Origin of the sequence: Spirillospora sp. CA-108201 (assembly GCF_050936235.1) — a bacterium.
Classification (GTDB): domain Bacteria; phylum Actinomycetota; class Actinomycetes; order Streptosporangiales; family Streptosporangiaceae; genus Spirillospora.
In genome coordinates this window covers 3,875,056-3,891,312 of sequence record NZ_JBNJNE010000001.1, presented here as the reverse complement: position 1 = coordinate 3,891,312, position 16,257 = coordinate 3,875,056, and the positions used below count along the sequence as shown (strand labels likewise).

Annotated in this window: 17 protein-coding genes; 14 read left to right on the top strand and 3 right to left on the bottom strand. The window is 71.0% G+C overall.

Going from position 1 to position 16,257, the window contains the following annotated elements; translation table 11 throughout:
- Positions 1-80 precede the first annotated feature (80 nt).
- From ACQEU6_RS18885 to ACQEU6_RS18855, 7 genes are read left to right on the top strand one after another with little or no spacing between them, the layout of a single operon-like run.
- Positions 81-1,340, top strand: a complete 1,260-nt coding sequence (locus ACQEU6_RS18885) for an ABC transporter substrate-binding protein (protein WP_499333626.1) — start codon at positions 81-83, stop codon at positions 1,338-1,340.
- A gap of 3 nt (positions 1,341-1,343) precedes the next feature.
- Complete coding sequence (locus ACQEU6_RS18880) at positions 1,344-2,315, top strand: carbohydrate ABC transporter permease (protein WP_499333624.1); 972 nt, start codon at positions 1,344-1,346, stop codon at positions 2,313-2,315.
- Complete coding sequence (locus ACQEU6_RS18875; RefSeq protein ID WP_499333622.1) at positions 2,312-3,142, top strand: carbohydrate ABC transporter permease; 831 nt, start codon at positions 2,312-2,314, stop codon at positions 3,140-3,142. The genes ACQEU6_RS18880 and ACQEU6_RS18875 overlap by 4 nt, the downstream gene beginning before the upstream one ends.
- 30 nt (positions 3,143-3,172) lie before the next feature.
- Positions 3,173-6,259: a glycoside hydrolase family 38 N-terminal domain-containing protein gene (locus ACQEU6_RS18870; RefSeq protein WP_499333621.1), complete on the top strand. Its 3,087-nt coding sequence runs from the start codon at positions 3,173-3,175 to the stop codon at positions 6,257-6,259.
- Positions 6,260-6,276: 17 nt separating this feature from the next.
- Complete coding sequence (locus ACQEU6_RS18865) at positions 6,277-7,512, top strand: enolase C-terminal domain-like protein (protein WP_499333620.1); 1,236 nt, start codon at positions 6,277-6,279, stop codon at positions 7,510-7,512.
- Between the two features lie 10 nt (positions 7,513-7,522).
- The gene (locus ACQEU6_RS18860; protein WP_499333619.1) at positions 7,523-7,993 is read left to right on the top strand and encodes a GNAT family N-acetyltransferase; all 471 of its coding nucleotides are present in this window, start codon (positions 7,523-7,525) and stop codon (positions 7,991-7,993) included.
- 47 nt (positions 7,994-8,040) lie between these two features.
- Positions 8,041-8,400, top strand: coding sequence for a hypothetical protein (locus ACQEU6_RS18855; protein WP_499333618.1), 360 nt, complete (start codon positions 8,041-8,043; stop codon positions 8,398-8,400).
- A 54-nt stretch (positions 8,401-8,454) separates the two neighbouring features.
- On the opposite strand, the gene sodN is transcribed toward ACQEU6_RS18855, so the two are convergent.
- Positions 8,455-8,856, bottom strand: a complete 402-nt coding sequence (gene sodN / locus ACQEU6_RS18850; protein WP_499333617.1) for a superoxide dismutase, Ni — start codon at positions 8,854-8,856, stop codon at positions 8,455-8,457.
- A gap of 182 nt (positions 8,857-9,038) precedes the next feature.
- Between sodN and sodX the strand changes: the two genes are divergently transcribed.
- Positions 9,039-9,431 (top strand): nickel-type superoxide dismutase maturation protease, encoded by a 393-nt coding sequence (gene sodX / locus ACQEU6_RS18845; protein ID WP_499333616.1) that lies wholly within the window; start codon positions 9,039-9,041, stop codon positions 9,429-9,431.
- A 119-nt stretch (positions 9,432-9,550) separates the two neighbouring features.
- Positions 9,551-9,712, top strand: coding sequence for an ATP-binding cassette domain-containing protein (locus ACQEU6_RS18840; protein ID WP_499333615.1), 162 nt, complete (start codon positions 9,551-9,553; stop codon positions 9,710-9,712).
- Positions 9,713-10,109: 397 nt separating this feature from the next.
- On the opposite strand, the gene ACQEU6_RS18835 is transcribed toward ACQEU6_RS18840, so the two are convergent.
- Positions 10,110-10,439, bottom strand: a complete 330-nt coding sequence (locus tag ACQEU6_RS18835) for a hypothetical protein (protein ID WP_499333614.1) — start codon at positions 10,437-10,439, stop codon at positions 10,110-10,112.
- 116 nt (positions 10,440-10,555) lie between these two features.
- Between ACQEU6_RS18835 and ACQEU6_RS18830 the strand changes: the two genes are divergently transcribed.
- Entirely contained in the window at positions 10,556-11,068 is a 513-nt protein-coding gene (locus tag ACQEU6_RS18830; protein ID WP_499333613.1) for a sensor histidine kinase, read from the top strand.
- On the opposite strand, the gene ACQEU6_RS18825 is transcribed toward ACQEU6_RS18830, so the two are convergent.
- Complete coding sequence (locus ACQEU6_RS18825) at positions 10,972-12,162, bottom strand: NAD(P)-dependent malic enzyme (RefSeq protein ID WP_499333611.1); 1,191 nt, start codon at positions 12,160-12,162, stop codon at positions 10,972-10,974. The two genes, ACQEU6_RS18830 and ACQEU6_RS18825, sit on opposite strands and share 97 nt — an antisense overlap.
- Before the next feature lie 359 nt (positions 12,163-12,521).
- On the opposite strand from ACQEU6_RS18825, the gene ACQEU6_RS18820 reads away from it, so the two are divergent.
- The 4 genes from ACQEU6_RS18820 to ACQEU6_RS18805 all read left to right on the top strand — a co-directional run bounded on the left by ACQEU6_RS18820 (position 12,522) and on the right by ACQEU6_RS18805 (position 16,210).
- Positions 12,522-13,433 (top strand): ABC transporter substrate-binding protein, encoded by a 912-nt coding sequence (locus tag ACQEU6_RS18820; protein WP_499333610.1) that lies wholly within the window; start codon positions 12,522-12,524, stop codon positions 13,431-13,433.
- A gap of 4 nt (positions 13,434-13,437) precedes the next feature.
- A complete protein-coding gene (locus ACQEU6_RS18815; RefSeq protein ID WP_499333609.1) occupies positions 13,438-14,349 on the top strand; it encodes an amino acid ABC transporter permease in 912 nt (303 codons plus the stop codon).
- Positions 14,350-14,411: 62 nt separating this feature from the next.
- Complete coding sequence (locus ACQEU6_RS18810; protein ID WP_499340255.1) at positions 14,412-15,164, top strand: amino acid ABC transporter ATP-binding protein; 753 nt, start codon at positions 14,412-14,414, stop codon at positions 15,162-15,164.
- Between the two features lie 77 nt (positions 15,165-15,241).
- Complete coding sequence (locus ACQEU6_RS18805) at positions 15,242-16,210, top strand: zinc-binding dehydrogenase (protein ID WP_499333607.1); 969 nt, start codon at positions 15,242-15,244, stop codon at positions 16,208-16,210.
- Positions 16,211-16,257 lie beyond the last annotated feature (47 nt).

The window sequence follows — 16,257 nt, the reverse complement described above, 5'->3', positions numbered from 1 at the left end:
GCGCGGCCGGTTCACCCTTCACCGATTCCATCCTTCGACCACCCCGATCGGGCATCGCCGCCCGATGAAGGAGGCTCACCATGGTGCCGTCCAAGCGACTCCAGGTGACCGCGCTCACCGTGGGCGCGCTGCTGCTCGCCGCCGGCTGCGGGTCCGGCGACTCGGGCGGGAGCAAGTCCGAGCTCAAGCTCTACAACGACAAGGGCGCGTGGAAGCCCTTCTTCGAGCAGATGGGAGCTCTCGGCAAGCAGCAGACCGGCCTGGACATGACGCCGGTCGGCTACACCGACGAACCGACCTACACGGCGTTCATCAAGACCTCGTTCCGCACCAACGTCAAGCCCGACCTGTTCACCTGGACGACCGGCGGGCGCCTCGAAGAGATCGTCAAGCAGAACCAGGTCGCCGAGACCTCGAAGATCTGGCAGGACGGCATCGGCAGCGGCGACCTCACCGAGGACCTGAAGAAGTACTACACCGTCGGCGGCAAGCAGTACTGCGTCCCCCTGAACACCGCCTACTGGGGCATGTTCTACAACAAGAAGGTCTTCGCCAAGTACGACCTGAAGCCGCCCACGACGTGGGCGGAACTGGAGAAGACGGCGCAGACGCTGAAGTCGAAGGGCCAGGTGCCCTTCAACCAGACCACCCCGACGTCGCTGTTCTCCTTCGCCTGGTTCGAGCAGATCCTCGCCGGCACCGACCCCGACCTGTACGAGCGGCTGTCGAAGGGCCAGGCGTCCTACACCGACCCCGGCGTCGTGAAGGCGATGGAGCGCTGGAAGTCGATGATCGACGCCGGGTGGTTCAGCAAGCCCGGCGACAAGGCCGACCCCGCCGACCACTTCAAGTCCGGCGACGCGGCCATGGTCATCAACGGCACCTGGTTCAACACGAGCATGACCCAGCGCGGCCTCAAGCAGGGCGAGGACTACGGGTTCTTCTTCGTCCCGAACGTGGACCCGGCGCTGCCCAAGCGGTCGCTGGTGTTCGAGAGCGGCCCGCTGTGCTCGCTGCGCAAGGCGCCCGACCCGGCCGCCAGCACCAAGTACCTCAAGTGGTGGGTCACGCCCGCCGCGCAGGAGAAGTGGGCCAACGCGCGCGGCGACGTGTCCGGCAACCCGAAGGTCAAGGTCGCCGACCCCGAGCTCGACAAGGTCACCAAGGAGGCGGCGTCGGGCGGCAACCGCCTCGTCCTGCGCTACTTCGAGGCGGCGCCCGCGCCGGTGCTCACCGAGGCGCTCAGCGGCTTCGACAAGTTCCTCAACAAGCCGGAGACCTACATGGACGTGCTCAAGAGCATCCAGAAGGTCAACGAGGACTACTGGAAGTCGCACTGATCGATGGGCACGCACAAGGCCACCGCCGACCGCCCCAGGCTGACGCTGGTGCCCTCCGCGGGCGGCGGGCGCCGCAAGGCGTCCGCCGCCCCCTCCGGCAAGGGCTTCGCGCTGCACGGCCGGTTCCGGCACGTCTACATCTCGCCGGCCGTGCTCTTCGTCGCCGTCCTGCTCTACCTGCCGTTCCTGTGGACGGCGTACCTGAGCTTCACCAGCTACGACGGTCTCGCCTCACCCGAGTTCACCGGCCTGGACAACTACAGGCGGCTCCTTGAGGACGACGCGCTCGTCACCTCGATCCGCAACACGCTGCTGTGGGTCGTCGGCACCGTCGTCCTGCCGGTGGGGCTCGGCCTGCTCGTCGCCGTCCTGTCCTACGACCTCAGGCGGGGCGCGTGGTTCCGGCTGCCGTTCCTGCTCCCGTACGCCATGTCGGGCGCCGGCCTCGGCGTGATCTGGGGCTTCATCCTCCAGCCGGACGGGATGGCCAACCAGATCCTGACGCTGTTCGGGATGCCGGGCGGCGACACCGCGTTCCTGCAGGACGGCCCCCGCAACACCGTCGCCATGATCGTGGTGTGGACGTGGCAGCAGCTCGGCGTCAACATGCTGCTGTTCGTCGTCGGCCTCCAGTCGATCCCGAAGGCGCCGATCGAGGCGGCCCGCATCGACGGCGCGTCCGGGTGGGCGATGTTCCGGCACGTCATCTGGCCGCTGATGCGCCCGATCACCACCGTGGTGTTCGGCCTCGCGCTCGTCGCCGGCCTGAAGAACTTCGACATCGTGTGGGTGATGACGCAGGGCGGTCCCGGACGCTCGTCCGAGACCCTCGCCGTGACCATGTACCGGGACGTGTTCGTCGCCAACGAGTACGGCTACGGCTCGGCGGTCGCGGTGCTGCTCACCACCGTCACGGGCCTGGCCTCGTACGTGTACCTGCGCCGCCAGGTGAGCAGGGAGGAGTCGCCCCGATGAGCGGAGCGAGACTGGTCCACGTGCGCCGGGCCGTGCTGGCGGTACTGGGCGTGGTGTGGCTCTTCCCCACCTACCTGATCGTCGCGAACGCGCTGCGGCCCGCGGGCGACTACGACCCCTCGGACGCGGTGAAGCCGCCGTCCTCCATCGGCCTGTTCGACAACATCGCGCAGGCATGGGACCGCACCGCCGTCGGCGACACGCTGCTCAGCACCCTGCTGTACAGCGTGGTGTCGCCCGCGCTGGCCGTCCTGATGGGCGCGCTCGCCGGGTACGCGATCGTGGTGCTGCGCCTGCGGCACGGGTTCGCCTGGTTCGTGGTCATCTTCGCCGGGACGATCGTGCCGTTCCAGATGCTGCTGGTGCCGCTGTTCGTCGGCTACAGCAAGGTGACGCTCTACGACGACCACCTCGGGCTGATCGTCATCTACTCGGCGATCAACGTGCCGCTGGCCGCGCTGGTGATGCGCAACTTCTTCGGCAACGTCGCCGTGTCGATCTTCGAGGCGGCCCGGCTGGACGGCGCGTCCACCTTCCGGATCTTCTGGCGGATCTACCTGCCGCTGTCGGCCGCGGCCCTCGCCGCGGTGTTCATCCTGGAGTTCACCTTCGTCTGGAACGACCTGCTGTTCGGCCTGACGCTCTCGCAGTCGCCGACCGTCCGGCCCGTCTGGGCCGAGCTGTCGGCGCTGACCACCGACGTCTACGCCGGGACGCCGGTGCCGATCGCGCTGGCCGCCGGCCTGGTGGTCTCGCTGCCGACCGTCGCGATCTTCCTCGCGACCCAGCGCCTGTTCACCCGCGGCCTCACCCTCGCCCAGTTCTAGAAGCTCCCGAAGAGAGATTGACGCATAACGATGACGAGTCGCCTGCTGCAGGCGAGCCTCGGCTCGCCCGACTATGACGGGATCCGCGACGCGCTGCGCCAGGACACCTCGACCGAGGTGCTCGCCGTGCGCGGGCTGTCGGTCCGCGCCGCCGTGCTGCCGCTGTTCAAGCGGGACGAGGCGGGCGCGCTCCTCCAGGCCGTCCGGCTGACGCTGTCCGGCGGAGGCCCGGTGGAGGCGGTCCTCAAGGACGGGGACGCCGAGATCGCCGCCGCGGCGGCGGACGGCGGGACCGTCACGCTGCTCGTCCCCGAGGCGGACGCCCCACGCCGCCTCACCCTGGAGGTGCGCGACTCCGGCGGGCTCGTCGGGGCCGCGCCGCTCGACGTCACCCCGCAGCGCAAGTGGAACGTCTTCGTCGTCCACCACTCGCACCTCGACATCGGCTACACCGACACGCAGGGCACCGTCCTGCGGCACCACCTCGACTACCTCGACGCGGCGCTGCGGCTGGCGCGGGAGACCGACGGGCGGCCGGACGACGCGCGGTTCCGCTGGTCGGTCGAGTCGTCCATGCCCGCGCTGCGGTGGCTCGCGACCCGCCCGGGCGACCAGGTCGCCGAGTTCGCCGAGCGGGCCCGCGCGGGCGACATCGAGGTCACCGCGTTCCCGATGCAGCTGCACACCGAGGCGTGCTCGACCGAGGAGCTGTACCGGCAGCTCCGCTTCGTCGGGCAGCTGCGCCGCGAGCACGGCATCGAGGTCCGGTCGGCGATGCACACCGACATCCCCGGCGCCGTCGTCGGGACGGTGGACGCCCTCAACGCGGCCGGGGTCCGGTACCTCGCCGCCGCGCACAACTGGGCCGGGCGCTCCGTCCCGTACATCACGGGCGGCGACCGGCTCGCCCGCCCGTTCCGGTGGCGGTCGCCGGGCGGCGGCGAGCTGATCGTCTGGTTCACCGACACCCCGCACGGCATGGCCTACATGGAGGGCAACACCGTCGGGCTCGTCGACGGCTACGACCTCGCCGAGGACCTGCTGCCCCGCTACCTCGGATCCCTCGCCGACCGGCCCTACCCCTACGGGCCCGGGACGTTCGGCTGGTACGCCGCGCCCGGCCAGGTCGGCGCCGCCAAGGACCCCGACTTCCTGGACGCCGTCCACCTGCGCGTCCAGGGCGCGCACGCCGACAACGCCGGGCCGTCGATCGTCCCCGCCGACATCGCGCACCGCTGGAACGAGACCTGGGCGTACCCGCGGCTGCGGATGGCGACCAACGCCGACTTCTTCGAGTACGTCGAGGAGCACCACGGCGACCGGCTCCAGACCCACGAGGGCGACTGGACGGACTGGTGGGCCGACGGCCTCGGCTCCGGCGCCCGGCCGCTCGGCCACGTCCGGCGGGCGCAGAACGTCCTGCGCGCCGCCGAGACGCTGCACGCCCTCGCCGACGAGCGCGGCGGCGACCGCACCGGCGCGTCCCTTTCGGCCGGCAGGGCGATCGACGAGGCCTACGACCGGGCCGCGCTGTTCGACGAGCACACCTGGGGCGCCGCCAACCCCTGGGAGGACGCCGAGGAGGGCGGCGACTCCGGCGGCCTGCAGTGGACCCGCAAGTCCCAGGTCGGCTACCAGGCCCACGACGACGCCCTCGACCTGCTCCAGTCGGGCGCGCGGCGGATCGGCGCGACGTTCGGGCCCGCGCCGGACGCCCTCGCCTCGTTCCTCGTCGTCAACCCCGGCACGGCCGCCCGCACCGACGCGGCCCGCGCGTTCCTGCCCCGCGACATCGTCGCCGTCGACGTCCCGATCGCCCTGGTGGACGCCCGCACCGGCGAACCCGTCCCGCACCGCGAGGAGGAGGTCGACCCGGACGAGTGGCCCACCCGCCCCATCGGCCGCCACCTGGAGGCCGTCGTCCCGGACGTCCCCGGCCACGGGCACGTCCGCGTGGACGTCGTCCGCGCCGCGGCGGGCGCCCCGGAGCCGGTCGACCTCGGCTTCGAGGGCACGATCGAGAACGAGTTCTACCGGGTGGTCTACGACCTCCGGGAAGGGCACATCGGCTCGGTCTTCGACAAGACCGCGGGCCGCGAACTGGTGAACCCCGACGCCGTCGCCGGGTTCGGGCAGTACGTCTACGACCGGTACGCGACCGCGCCGCACTTCAACCACATGTCCGGGCACATGCTCGTGCACGACAAGACGATGCTCGGCGACCGGGCCGTCGCCACCCACGCGACCGTCACCGAGTGCCACCGCACCCCCGCGGGGGAGCGGCTCGTCGTCGAGCTGCACGGCAAGGGCGTCGACTGGCTGCGCACGACCATCGACCTGTACGCGGGCGTGCCGCGCGTGGACGTCCGCTACCAGCTCGGCAAGCAGCCCACCGCGGCCAAGGAGGCGGTCTTCTTCGCGTTCCCGTTCGCCGTGGACGGCCCGCCCGCCGCCTGGGAGCTGACGGGCGGCGTCGGCGGCACCGGCGTTCCGAGCGTCCCGGGGTCGGCGGAGCACATGCGCCCGATCCGCCACTGGGTCGCCTTCGAGGACCCCGAGGTGACCGTCGCGTGGGCGACGCTGGAGGCGCCGCTCGTGCAGTTCGGCTCCATCCACATGCCCTACGCGCCGTTCCCGCCCACGCTCGACAACGAGGACGGCACCGTCTACTCGTGGGCGCTGAACAACATCTGGGACACCAACTTCCCGTCGCAGCAGCAGGGCGAGACCACCTTCCGGTACGCGTTCGCGTCCGGCGCGGCGGGGTCGGGCCGCCGGCTCGGCGCCCGCACGGCCGCCGGGATCACCGACCCGTTCGTCGCCACTCTCGCCACCGGCGACATGCCCGCCGCGGAATCGGGGACCTTCCTGCGCGTGGACGACCCGGACGTGCTCGTCACCTCCGTGGGGCGCGCCCGCGACGGCGAGGGGCTGGCCGTCCGGCTCCAGTCGCTCGCCGCGGGCCCGGTGGAGACGGGCCTGCACGTGCCGGGCGCCACCGGCGCCCTGCTGAGCGGCGGTCTGGAGCGTGACCCGGCGGAACTGCCCGTCCGGGACGGCACCATGACGGTGCGGCTGCCCGCCTGCGGCGTCGCCACCGTCACGGTTCGGCGTTGAGTACGGATCGGGGACACATGAAGATCACAGGCATCCGCGCCACCACGGTCACCGTGCCGCTGGAGGCGCCCCTGCTGCACAGCAACGGCGCGCACTGGGGCCGCTTCGTCCGGACGATCGTCGAGGTCGAGGCGGACAACGGCCTGGTCGGGCTCGGCGAGATGGGCGGCGGCGGGCAGAGCGCCGAGGCCGCCTTCGAGGCCCTCGCCCCGCACCTGGAGGGCCACGACCCGTTCGAGCTGGAGGTGCTCCGCTTCAAGATCGCCAACCCGACGGCGAGCCTGTACAACAACCGCACCCAGATGCTCGCCGCCATCGAGTTCGCCTGCCTCGACCTCGTCGGCCAGCACCTCGGCGTCCCGGTGCACGACCTGCTCGGCGGCCGCATCCGCGCGTCCGTCCCGTTCGCGTCCTACCTCTTCTACCGCTATCCGGGCGCCGGGGGCTCGCCGGAGGTCCGCACCCCCGAGCAGCTCGTCGAGCACGCCCGCGCGCTCAAGGACGCGCACGGGTTCACCGTCCACAAGCTGAAGGGCGGGGTGTTCCCGCCGGGCCACGAGCTGGAGTGCTACAAGGCGCTCGCCGAGGCGTTCCCCGGCGACCGCTTCCGCTACGACCCGAACTCCGTGCTGAGCCTGGAGGAGGGGCTGCGGTTCGGCAAGGCCATCGAGGACCTGCCCAACGACTACCTGGAGGACCCCGTCCTCGGGCTGGAGGGGCTGCGGCTCGTCCGCGAGCGCGTCAACGTCCCGCTCGCCACCAACACCGTCGTCGTGAACTTCGAGCAGCTCGCCGCGAACGTGCTGCGCCGCAGCGCGGACGTCGTCCTGCTCGACACGACGTTCTGGGGCGGCATCCGGCCGTGCGTGAAGGCCGCCGGGGTGTGCGAGACGTTCCAGATCGGCGTCGCCGTCCACTCCTCCGGCGAGCTCGGCATCCAGCTCGCCACCATGCTGCACCTCGGCGCCGTCCTGCCCAACCTCACCTACGCCGCCGACGCGCACTACCACCACCTCGCCGACGACGTCATCGAGGGCGGGCCGATGCGGTACTCCGAAGGCAGGATCCCCGTGCCGTCGGGCCCCGGCCTGGGCGTCCGGCTGGACCGTGACAAGGTGGCCGAGTACGCGGAGCTGTACAAGGAGCTCGGCGGCTACCCCTACGACCGCGACCCCGGCCGCCCGGGCTGGTACCCGCTCGTCCCCAACGACCGGTGGGCCGACCCCGACGCCGCACTGCCGCCGCTCGAATAGCCTGCTGCGTGTGATTCGTTACGCGACGGCCGGCGACGTCCCGGAGATCCTGCGGCTGGTCCGCGAGCTGGCGGAGTACGAGCGCGCCCTCCACGAGGTGAAGGCGACCGAGGACCAGCTGCGGGACCGGTTGTTCGGCGACGCCCCCAAGGTCTTCGCCCACGTCGCCGAGCACGACGGCCGCGTCGTCGGGTTCGCCGTGTGGTTCCTCACGTTCTCCACGTGGAACGGCACGCACGGCATCTACCTGGAAGACCTGTTCGTCGAGCCGGAGCACCGCGGCCACGGGTACGGCAAGGCGCTGCTCACCGAGCTGGCCCGCGTCGCCGACGACCGCGGCTACGGGCGCGTCGAATGGTCGGTCCTGGACTGGAACGAGCCCGCGATCGGGTTCTACAAGGCTCTCGGCGCCCGCCCGCAGGACGAGTGGACGGTCTACCGCCTCACCGGCGACGCCCTCACCCGGGCCGCGCGCGGCTGACGTCCGGGCTTGCATCCGGTACCGGGGTACGGGCCTACCGTCGGGACATGGAGACCCAGCAGGAGCCGGCGGGGCCGGACGACGACGGATGGGCCCCTCGGGCGTGCACGCTGCCGACGGCCGAGCGGCCGCTGCGGGAGGCCGAGTTCGACGCGCTGTTCGCCGAGGCGGTGACCGCCGTGCGGCCCGCGGGGGCGGGCCGGGTGCGGATGGAACTGCGCCCGCGTCCGCGGGCGGCCGCGCGGGCCGCCGAGCTCGCCGCCCGGGAGACGGGCTGCTGCTCGTTCTTCGCCTTCACGCTCACCGCCACCGGCGGCGCGCTGGCACTGGAGATCAGCACCGACGACCGCCACACGGAGGTCCTGGACGCCCTGGCGGCCCGCGCCGCCCGGCTGACGGCCCCCTGACACGCCGTGAGGGCCGTCCGGGAGCGGACGGCCCTCACGGTGAGCTGGACGCGCTCAGCCCTGCTTGGTCTCCCAGAAGATCTTGTCGATCTCGGCGATCTTCGCGAGCAGGTCCTCGGCGGCCTTGGGGTCCATGCCGCCCTTGGTCCCGGAGGCCCCGGCGAGCTTGGTGGCCTCGTTGAACAGCTGGTGCAGCTGCGGGTACTTCTCGAAGTGCGGCGGCTTGAAGTAGTCGGTCCACAGCACCCACAGGTGCTCCTTGACCAGCTGCGAGCGCTGCTCCTTGATCAGGATCGCCCGGGCGCGGAACTCCGGGTCCTCGTTGGCGGCGTACTTCTCAATGATCGCCTTCACGGACTCGGCCTCGATCCGGGCCTGCGCCGGGTCGTAGACGCCGCACGGCAGGTCGCAGTGCGCAGACACCGTGGTCTTCGGGCGCAGAAGCTTGAGCAACACCTGCTAGTCCTTCCCTCGTTGCGGATCATGCTCAGGTCACCGACATTACCCTTGTGCACCGGGGCCCGTCCGGGCAGGGCACTCGGTAATTCGGCCTAAGACCCGGGCCGTCCGGCCCGGAACCTCTCCAGCTGTGTTTGTGACCGCCGCCCGCCGAAGTATGCGGGCCGACGAGGAGGACCATGCGGATCCGGATCCCGGTGCTGTGCGGTCTGGCGGGCGTGGCGGCGATCGCGCTCGCCGCGCGGAGGCTGCGGACCGTCGAGGTCGCCGGGGACTCGATGCTCCCGGGCCTGCTGCCGGGGGACTGGCTCGTCGTCCGCGACGGCGCCCGTCCCGCGCCCGGCGCCGTGGTCGTCGCCGCCCACCCGGAGCGCCGTGGGCTGCTCGTCGTGAAGCGCGTCTCGCACCGGTCGGAGGAAGGGTGGTGGCTGGAGAGCGACAACCAGCGCGCCGCCGGCGCCAGGGACAGCTGGGATTTCGGTCCCGTCGCCGATGACCTCGTCGTGGGGCGGGTCGTGGCCCGCTACTGGCCGCTCCCGCGCGTGCGCCTGATCCGGCGGCGGACGCGGTGACCGGAGCCGCGCCCCGCGGGGCGCCGGCGTCGAACCGGCCGGAAGTACGACCACCGCCGGCAGGAACCGTGCTTTGGGCCGGTGCCCCATCAGGGCGACGCCGTCGCCGACGATTCCTCATGCCGCTTGAAGATCCGATCCCGATGCCGCACGCCGAGGGACTGACGAAAAGGCATGGACGCAGGGAGGCGCTGAGCGGCGTCGATCTGCGCGTGCCGGCCGGTCGCGTCGTGGGCCTGGTGGGCCCGAACGGGGCCGGCAAGACCGCGACCGTAATGTGACACTTCTTCCCCGTTGCGCTGGCCTGCGCCCGGCGTCCCGTCGCCTACCGTGCCCCGTGGGTCTGCCTGGGTGTGCACGGTGCCTCGTTTGCGCGACGGCGGCTTAGCGCGCTGACCGTGCCGCACACGCTCTTTTGGGTAGAGCCCTACGCCGGAGGCGGGTCCGTGTAAGGGGTGGGGGTCGGGGTTGGTTGGGAGCCGAAGAACCGTCAGGTTTCGCGCCTGCTGGGGCGTTGAGCGGAGACCGGGTGTCGGCTGTCGTTGCCGACCGGTTCGGGTGGGCTGTTTGGGACCTGTTGCAAAAGGAGAAGCTCGGCGGCTTTCTCGTGGCTCATGTGAAGAGGCGGCCCCGGCGGGCCGCCTTTGTTGAGGGGCTACGCCCCAGATTGGCTGAGGCTTAGTGGGTGCGGTTCCAGTACACACGCTTCCAGTACTGGCGCTCCCGCCGCTCCTCTTCTCGGCGCCTGGCCGCGTCCCTGGTGTTCTGCGCGGCCACGCTGTCTGTGTTCTGCTTGGTGATCCTGGCGACCTTCTTGAGGAACGCCCGGACCATGATGACGGAAATGACGATGGCAGCGATGGCGCCCTTCAGCGCACCGTCTCCGACGGGATCGTCGCCGTACTGCATGTCGTTGTCGACGCCGAGCAGGGCCCCGAGGGCAAGAACACTGGCAAGGCTTAAGATGGCCAACACGAGCATCAACACGGCGTTCACAAACTTGCGCACAAAGATCACTACCTTCGGTATTTGGTTACGGGCTCCGTAAAGTCTGAGCAGCCCTGGTGACCAGGGCTAGTTGAGACTGTACGCAACCGAGGGTTGATGGCCACACCTTGCCGGAGGTGACCAGCACCGTGTACCGCGTCGCCCGGGAGGCGCTGACGAACGTGCTGCGGCACGCGCCGGGCGCCCGGTCCGTCACGGTCACCGTCGAGCAGGGCCCGGAGGGCGTCACCGTCGAGGTCGCCGGCCCCGCCCCAGCGGCCCCGCCCCGGCACTCCCATCGCGGCGGCTACGGACTGGTCGGCATGCGTGAACGCGTCGAGTCGCTGGGCGGCTCGCTGCGCGCAGGGCCGCGCCCCGGCGGCGGCTGGTCCCCGAGGACCAGCCCGAAATCAGCGTCGTCGGGGAGGCGGCCGACGGGGCCGAGGCGGTCGACCTGGACGAGTAAATCGTCGCCTGGGCGTGGGAGAACGACCATGGGGAACCGTCCTGACGCGGCCCGTGCTCCGGAGTGGAGCACGGGCCGCAGGCAGGGTCAGACGCGGGCGACGCCCTCCTCGCGGGCCTTGGCGGCCACGGCGGCCGTGACGGCGGGCGCCACGCGGTCGTCGAACGGGCCGGGGACGACGTAGTCGGCGGTCAGGTCGTCGCCGACGATGCCGGCGAGGGCGGTCGCCGCCGCCAGCTTCATCCCCTCGGTGATCGTGTGGGCCCGGACGTCCAGCGCGCCGCGGAAGATGCCGGGGAACGCCAGCACGTTGTTGATCTGGTTCGGGTAGTCGCTGCGGCCGGTCGCGACGACCTTGGCGTGCCGGCGGGCGACGTCCGGGTGGACCTCGGGGGTCGGGTTGGAGAGGGCGAAGACGATCGCGCTGTCCGACATCGTGGCGACGCACGACTCGTGGACGGTGCTGCCGGACAGGCCGATGAACACGTCGGCGCCCCGCAGCGCCTCCTCCGTGGAGCCCTTCAGGTGCGACCGGTTGGTGATCGCGGCGATGCGCTCCTTGACGGGGTTCAGGCCGTCGCGCCCCTCGTGGATGATCCCCTTGCTGTCGGACAGGGCGATGTCGCCGATGCCCGCCTCGATCAGGATCTGCGAGACCGCGATGCCGGACGCGCCCGCGCCCGCCACGACCGCGCGCAGCTCCGACAGCGGCTTGCCGACGAAGCGCGCCGCGTTGGTCAGGGCGGCGAGCGCCACGATCGCGGTGCCGTGCTGGTCGTCGTGGAAGACGGGGATGTCGAGGGCGGCGCGCAGCCGGTCCTCGATCTCGAAGCAGCGGGGGGCGCTGATGTCCTCCAGGTTGATGCCGCCGAAGCTCGGCGCCATCCGGATCACGGTGTCGACGATCTCGTCGACGCCCGTGCAGTTCAGTGCGATCGGCACGGAGTCGACGTTCGCGAACTCCTTGAACAGCAGCGACTTGCCCTCCATGACCGGCATGGACGCCGCCGGGCCGATGTCGCCGAGCCCGAGCACGGCGGTGCCGTCGGTCACGACGGCGACGACCTTGGAGGTCCAGGTGTAGTCGTAGGCGAGATCGGGGTTGTCGGCGATCGCGGTGCACACGCGGGCGACGCCCGGCGTGTAGGCCAGCGAGAGGTCGTCCTTGTTGCGGACGGGAATGGTCGAGCGCATCTCCAGCTTGCCGCCGCGGTGCAGCGGAAAGGCCGGATCGTCGTCCAGTGAGGGTGGTTCGGTGGGAATGGGCTCAGCAGCCACAGCGACCCCTGTCTGTGAAAGTTGGCTTTCTTGAGATGCCGCCGCGGTGGTGGTCTGTGTGGCCGGTCACCCGGTGGTGTCTCGCGACGCACGGGGGTCACCCGTTGTCTGATTGTGCCACAGGGGGCCGGCGCCGCCCGGAGGCCGGGGTGGGTGGTGACCGTCACGTGACCGTGCCCACAGGGTGGCGGGTCGGTCGCCGTGCGTAGGGCATGCCCGAGGGGCGCTGGCTGATCCGGGTTCGCCTCGTTGCGTGATTGTTTCGCACCCTTTATCCAGATCAGGGACGTTGTAGGCCAAACTATGCACCTGACCATCGGATCTACGCGGATCCGACGAAACCACCAGGAGGGGGACCAGTGATCACCGGTTCTCTGCGCCGCCGCGCCGTAGCGGCGAGCGCGCTCGTGCTGACGGGCGCCCTCGCGCTGTCCGCATGCGGCGACAGCAACGACTCTGGCGACTCGGGCTCCGCGGCCTCGAACACGAGCGTGGACAGCAAGCTCGCGGCGATGGTCCCGGCCGCGATCAAGAGCGACGGAAAGATCTCGGTCGGCACGGACGCCTCGTACCCGCCCAACGAGTCCGTCGACCCGGCCTCGCAGAAGATCGTCGGCTGGGACGTCGACCTGTTCAACGCCGTCGCGGCCAAGCTCGGCCTGAAGACCCAGTACAGCAACGCGGGCTTCGACACGATCATCCCCGGCGTGCAGTCCGGCAAGTACGAGGTCGGCGTCTCCTCCTTCACCGACACCAAGGAGCGCGAGCAGGCCGTCGACTTCGTCACCTACTACTCGGCCGGGACGTCCTGGGCCGTCCTGAAGGGCAACCCGAAGGGCGTCAACCCCGACGACGCCTGCGGCAAGTCCATCGGCGTCCAGCAGGGCACCGTGCAGGTCGACGACCTCACGGCGCGCAGCAAGAAGTGCACCGACGCGGGCAAGCCGGCCATCAAGAGCGTCGTCCGCAAGCAGCAGACCGAGGTCAACAACGACCTCGTCGCGGGCAAGGTCGACGGCATGGCCGCCGACTCGCCCATCGTCGGCGACGCGGTGAAGAAGACCAGCGGCAAGCTGGAGATCATCGGCCAGACCTACGACACCGCGCCCTACGGCTATGCGGTCGGCAAGAACTCCGGCCAGCTCAAGGAGGCCATCCAGGGCGCGCTGAAGGCGCTGATCGCCGACGGCACCTACAAGAAGATCCTCACCGAGGCCGGCGTGGAGACCGGAGCGATCACCGAACCGAAGATCAACGGGGCGCAGAGCTGATCGCATGACGGTCGACAACGACGCCGGCAAGGGGCGGCCTGAGGCGATCAAGGCCGTCCCCGTCCGGCATCCGGGGCGCTGGCTCGGGGCGGCGGTCGTCCTCGTGCTGGTCGCCATGTTCATCCACTTCCTGCTGACCAGCAAGGCGCTCGACTGGTCGGAGCAGTGGAAGTACCTGTTCTCGGATCCGGTGCTCAAGGGCGTCCGGAACACGGTCTGGCTCACCCTCGCCGCCATGGTCGGCGGCGTCGTGCTCGGCATCGTGCTCGCGCTGATGCGGCTGTCGGCCAACCCGCTGCTGAGCGGCGCGGCCTGGGTGTACCTGTGGTTCTTCCGCGGCACGCCGCTCTACACGCAGCTGCTCATCTGGGGCGCGATCGGCACGCTGTTCCCGACGGTCGGGATCGGCATCCCCTTCGGCCCCGAGTTCGACACGTGGAAGACGCAGGAGCTGGTCAACGCCGCGCTCGCGGCGGCGCTCGGGCTGATCCTCAACGAGGCCGCCTACATGGCCGAGATCGTCCGGGCGGGCATCCTGTCGGTGGACGAGGGCCAGCAGGAGGCCGCGAGCGCGCTCGGCATGTCCCGGATGCAGACGATGCGGCGGATCGTGCTCCCGCAGGCGATGCGCGTCATCGTCCCGCCGACGGGCAACGAGGCGATCTCGATGCTGAAGAACACCTCGCTCGTCGCGGCCATCCCGTACTCGGAGCTGACCTTCACCGCGCAGACCATCTACGCCACCACCTACAAGATCATTCCGATGCTGGTGATGGCCTGCCTGTGGTACCTGCTCATCTCCTCGGTCATGATGATCGGGCAGTACTACCTGGAGCGGCACTACAGCCGCGGCACCAGCAGGGGGGCGGAGGCCAGGCAGCGGCTCCGCTTCCGCGGCGGAGGAGGCGGCCAGTGAGCGAGGACATCGTGGGCGGCGCCCCCGGCATCCCGGAGCCCGCGGCCGCGAGCGGCGGGCTGATGGTCAAGGCCGAGGCCGTGCACAAGTCGTTCGGGCGGCTGGAGGTGCTGAAGGGCATCGACCTGGAGGTCAGGCCCGGCGAGGTGATGTGCGTCGTCGGCCCGTCCGGATCGGGCAAGTCGACGTTCCTGCGCTGCGTCAACCACCTGGAGAAGATCAACGCGGGGCGGCTGTGGGTGAACGGCCACCTCGTCGGCTACCGGGAGTCGGGCGGCAAGCTCTACGAGCTGCGCGACCGGGAGGTCGCCGCGCAGCGCCGCGAGATCGGCATGGTCTTCCAGCGGTTCAACCTGTTCCCGCACATGACGGCGCTGGAGAACGTCATGGAGGCGCCGGTGCGGGTGAAGCGCCGGCCGAAGGGGGAGGCCAGGGAGCGGGCCGTCGCCCTGCTCACCCGGGTCGGCCTCGGCGACAAGGTGGGCAGCTACCCGGCGCAGCTGTCCGGCGGGCAGCAGCAGCGGGTCGCGATCGCGCGGGCCCTCGCCATGGAGCCGGCGCTGATGCTGTTCGACGAGCCGACCTCCGCGCTGGACCCCGAGCTCGTCGGCGAGGTCCTGGAGGTCATGAAGCAACTCGCCCTCGACGGCATGACCATGGTCGTGGTGACCCACGAGATGGGCTTCGCCCGCGAGGTCGGCGACGCGCTGGTCTTCATGGACGGCGGCGTCGTGGTCGAGGAGGGCGCCCCCCGGGACGTCCTGAGCAACCCGACGCACCCCCGCACCCAGGACTTCCTGTCCAAGGTGCTGTGACGCACGGGCGCGCGGCCCGTCCCCGACACGCCGGGGGCGGGCCGTTCCGCTCGCCGGCCGGCGGTTAGTGTGCGTTCATGTTCGCTGTCACGGCCACACAGATCGACGCAGACCATCCGCTGAACGGGCTCACGCTGGGGGAGCGGCCCGAACCCGAGGTACCGGACGGCTGGACGACCGTCACGGTGAAGGCCGCCGCGCTCAACCACCACGACCTGTGGTCGCTGAAGGGCGTCGGCCTGCCCGCCGACCGGCTTCCCATGATCCTCGGCGGCGACGCGGCCGGGGTCGACGAGGACGGCAACGAGGTCATCGTGCACTCGGTGATCGGCGACCCGGACCGGGGCGGCGGCGACGAGACCCTCGACCCCAGGCGGTCGCTGCTGTCGGAGGTCCACCCCGGGACGCTCGCGGAGAAGGTCGCGGTGCCGCGCCGCAACCTCGTCCCCAAGCCCGCCGAGCTGTCGTTCGAGGAGGCGGCCTGCCTGCCGACCGCGTGGCTCACCGCGTACCGGATGCTGTTCGGCAAGGCCGGGCTCCAGCCCGGCGGGTCCGTGCTGGTGCAGGGCGCGGGCGGGGGCGTCGCGACGGCGGCGATCACGCTGGCGGCGGCCGCCGGCTACCGCGTCTACGCGACCAGCCGCAGCGAGGCCAAGCGCAAGCGCGCCGAGGAGATCGGGGCGGACGCCGCCTTCGAGACGGGCGCGCGGCTGCCCGAGCGGGTCGACGCCGTGATCGAGACCGTCGGGCAGGCGACCTGGTCGCACTCGCTGAAGTCGCTGCGCCCCGGCGGGCGCGTCGTGGTGTCCGGCGCGACCAGCGGGCAGGTGCCGCCCGCCGAGCTGAACCGCGTGTTCTTCCTCCAGCTCCAGATCGTCGGGTCCACGATGGGGACCCGCGACCAGCTGGAGCGGCTCGCGCGGTTCCTGGTCAAGACCGGCGCGCGGCCGCGGATCGACCGGGTCCTGCCCCTGAACCGGGCGGAGGAGGGCTTCGCCGCGATGGCGGAGGGCGACCTCTTCGGCAAGATCGTCTTCACACCCTGACGCCCTGACGCCCTGACTTCGTGCGGGAGGCCGTGGCCGGGACGCCC